This is a genomic window from Holospora elegans E1 (assembly GCF_000648275.1).
In the GTDB taxonomy this organism is placed as follows: Bacteria; Pseudomonadota; Alphaproteobacteria; order Holosporales; family Holosporaceae; genus Holospora; species Holospora undulata_A.
Genome location: NZ_BAUP01000098.1, coordinates 1 through 2,382, shown reverse-complemented (window position 1 = coordinate 2,382; position 2,382 = coordinate 1). Strand labels below are relative to the sequence as shown.

The 2,382-nt window shown below is 36.1% G+C and carries 6 protein-coding genes; 4 read left to right on the top strand and 2 right to left on the bottom strand.

Annotated elements, in window-relative coordinates; genetic code table 11:
* Positions 1-83: 83 nt before the first annotated feature.
* From HE1_RS06545 to HE1_RS04000, 3 genes are all read left to right on the top strand, one after another.
* Positions 84-374: a hypothetical protein gene (locus HE1_RS06545; protein WP_052567336.1), complete on the top strand. Its 291-nt coding sequence runs from the start codon at positions 84-86 to the stop codon at positions 372-374.
* Positions 375-452: 78 nt separating this feature from the next.
* Positions 453-611: a hypothetical protein gene (locus HE1_RS08980; protein WP_162531251.1), complete on the top strand. Its 159-nt coding sequence runs from the start codon at positions 453-455 to the stop codon at positions 609-611.
* 250 nt (positions 612-861) lie between these two features.
* Positions 862-1,104 carry a hypothetical protein gene (locus tag HE1_RS04000; protein ID WP_035544971.1) on the top strand — a complete coding sequence of 81 codons (243 nt, stop codon included), beginning with the start codon at positions 862-864 and terminating at the stop codon, positions 1,102-1,104.
* Between the two features lie 520 nt (positions 1,105-1,624).
* Here the strand turns inward: HE1_RS04000 and HE1_RS07335 are convergent.
* Together HE1_RS07335 and HE1_RS03995 are read right to left on the bottom strand one after the other, a co-directional pair.
* Positions 1,625-1,732, bottom strand: a complete 108-nt coding sequence (locus tag HE1_RS07335; RefSeq protein WP_084491017.1) for a hypothetical protein — start codon at positions 1,730-1,732, stop codon at positions 1,625-1,627.
* Positions 1,733-1,777: 45 nt separating this feature from the next.
* Positions 1,778-2,110 (bottom strand): IS1 transposase, encoded by a 333-nt coding sequence (locus HE1_RS03995; RefSeq protein ID WP_052567334.1) that lies wholly within the window; start codon positions 2,108-2,110, stop codon positions 1,778-1,780.
* Between the two features lie 115 nt (positions 2,111-2,225).
* On the opposite strand from HE1_RS03995, the gene HE1_RS09695 reads away from it, so the two are divergent.
* On the top strand, positions 2,226-2,382 hold a 157-nt coding region (locus HE1_RS09695; protein WP_162480330.1), incomplete at its 3' end, for a helix-turn-helix domain-containing protein.

Below are 2,382 nucleotides of genomic sequence, written 5' to 3'. Positions count from 1 at the left end.
CCATACTCCCCCTCACTTTTTTGAAGGGTCTTTAGAAGACCCGAAAGATAGACTATTTTATTAAAAACAAACAACAATGTTTAATGCAAATGAACCTCTCATCCTTAATAAACAAGATAAAAAAACTATTAGCTTTTCACAATTCCCGCGCAGAGACTTTTAAAACCTTCGTACTTATCGATCAGCGAAAGGTTCAGCATCCTGCGCTGATCCACAAGATGCACTCTCCACCTTCAATAAAATCCAAGCTTGAACGTGTCAGGCGTTTTTTTAAAAGGACAAGTAATTATTCTGGACTCTTCTCAAAAGCCTTAATATCAAGCATTTGGGAGCAAGTTCCTAAAATGCATTTAATGCTCGATCGCACCAATTAGAAGTTTGGAACGCAGAATATCAATAGCCTCGTACTAGCTGTTAAAGTTGGAAAGATTATATTTCCTTTGTTTTGGAGCATGCTTGATCACCGGGAAAATTCGCACCCCCAAGCACGCATCAGTTTATTAAACCAATTTAAGGAAATCTTTGGGGGCGATAAAATTTTCTCCTTTTCAGCTGATCGCGAATTTGTGGGCAAAGATTGGATCACTTATTTGTTTGACTTATTTGTTTGACCACAAGATCCCTTTTTTTATCCGTATAAAAGATAATCAATTGGCCAACTTCGGCACCTCTAAAAAGTCTTTGAAGGATTTTTTTACTCACCTAAATACGGACGAAAGCCGCCATCTGTATAACATGCTGGATGATCCTAGGGGGGTATCGTAGGTAAAAAGATTAAAGATGAGCACCTTGTCATTTGCTTAAGATAAAGACCGGGCACTAAACAAACAAAGATGGGACATTGAACGGCTGTTCAGAACTATGAAAACGCAAAGGGTTAACCTTGAAAATCCCCCTATGAAAGATTTGGGAAGACTTTCCAAACTTATGACCATTGTCGCTGTTGCTATTTTATACGCTTCTATAACGGGCCTTACACAAGAAATTGCTTACAAAAAAAAACAGTCAGAGCGCCTTTGTATTCATCTTTGTATTCATACTTCACAAGGGGACTCAGGTGGATCAAAGATAAACTCTTATTCTTTGATTTCAGAGATCTTTTAAACTACCTGAAAAAAAGTGCGGGGGAGTATGATATTGTCCACCTCTTCATATTAGCCCAGAATTTTTTTATTGGATTCTAATCAGAAGAGTAAGGAGGTAGAAAATTATATTGCATTTTACAGATTCTATTAATTCTCTACTTCTCTTGGATTTATGAAAAGAAGAGTTATCCATAATAATAACTTGACCATGCTTTAGTTCCTTGCTCAGAAATCTACCCAAGCTTGGAACAATACTGTGTCGCAAGATCCGTTAAAACCCATTGGTGCTATCGGTGTCTTAGTAACCAAACCGGCAATACTATTTGTTCTTTGATACTATTTCCCACTCTTTTTGCCAACCAACTTTTCACTTTTTCTGCCCCAGTTTCTGTCTTTGCACATATCCTATCAATGCCGCTTTCATCAATATATACAAGACTTGGATACGCTATATATTGATCGATTCTTGATACTGACTTCGATTTTTTTTGCTTGCTTCCACGTACGAAAAGTCTTTTTTTAGCTATAGCTTAATCTTTTTAACCAGTAACTGAGTGTAAAAATACTCTCCCAAATTCTTGAGCAGATTTTTTCAAGGCCATATCTTGGTTTTCTTTGACGTTTTCTTCAAGATTCTCTAAGTCAATTTTTTTTTCTGAGCTACCGCGCCTCTTAAGAAAATAACTAGACTTTTAACCAAAGATAGCATGATTAATTTTCAAAGTTTTATTAACGTGAAGTGCCGCAAAAATAAGCAGTGTTACCTCCAGATTTTCTAGTGGTCGTTTGTTTGCAAGGGGTTTTCGACGAAATCTCGCAAACCAATGGCGGTGTGGAGCATTATTTTGTTCAATGGAAAACGTTTTATCTTTTTCCTGAAAGAGGCGGGTGCTTGGAATAATTTTATTAAAACCTTCCAAAGGATCTTTGCAATAAAATAAAATTTTCCATTTTTTTAATCGTTCAAAAAGTCGTTTGAATGTTTGACTCGAGAGATCACCAAATTCCCAATCGATGAGCCGCATTCTTAGTATCTCAAAAAAAATTAAAAATCTTAAGATTTTGACTAAAGATATTTTTTGTTAGAATTGGTAAAGGATGTCTTTTAAAAGTCTCTAAAAATGATTGTATGTACATTTTGTGAATGTTCGGATTACTTTAAAAGCGGTTTTGTTCGAGGGGTTCAGCGGTACAAATATAAAAAATGTGAAAAAAATCTCACGAGGTGTGCCCGAAAAAGACAAGCTCAAAGCCTTCGTTTTATACGCAAACGGCCTTTCAATGAACCGAATCACTC

Coding starts and splice junctions, on each gene's coding strand:
- HE1_RS06545 (WP_052567336.1), top strand. CDS start 84: ATGCAAATGAACCTCTCATCCTTAATAAACAAGATAAAAAAACTATTA.
- HE1_RS08980 (WP_162531251.1), top strand. CDS start 453: ATGCTTGATCACCGGGAAAATTCGCACCCCCAAGCACGCATCAGTTTA.
- HE1_RS04000 (WP_035544971.1), top strand. CDS start 862: ATGAAAACGCAAAGGGTTAACCTTGAAAATCCCCCTATGAAAGATTTG.
- HE1_RS03995 (WP_052567334.1), bottom strand. CDS start 2,110: ATGCGGCTCATCGATTGGGAATTTGGTGATCTCTCGAGTCAAACATTC.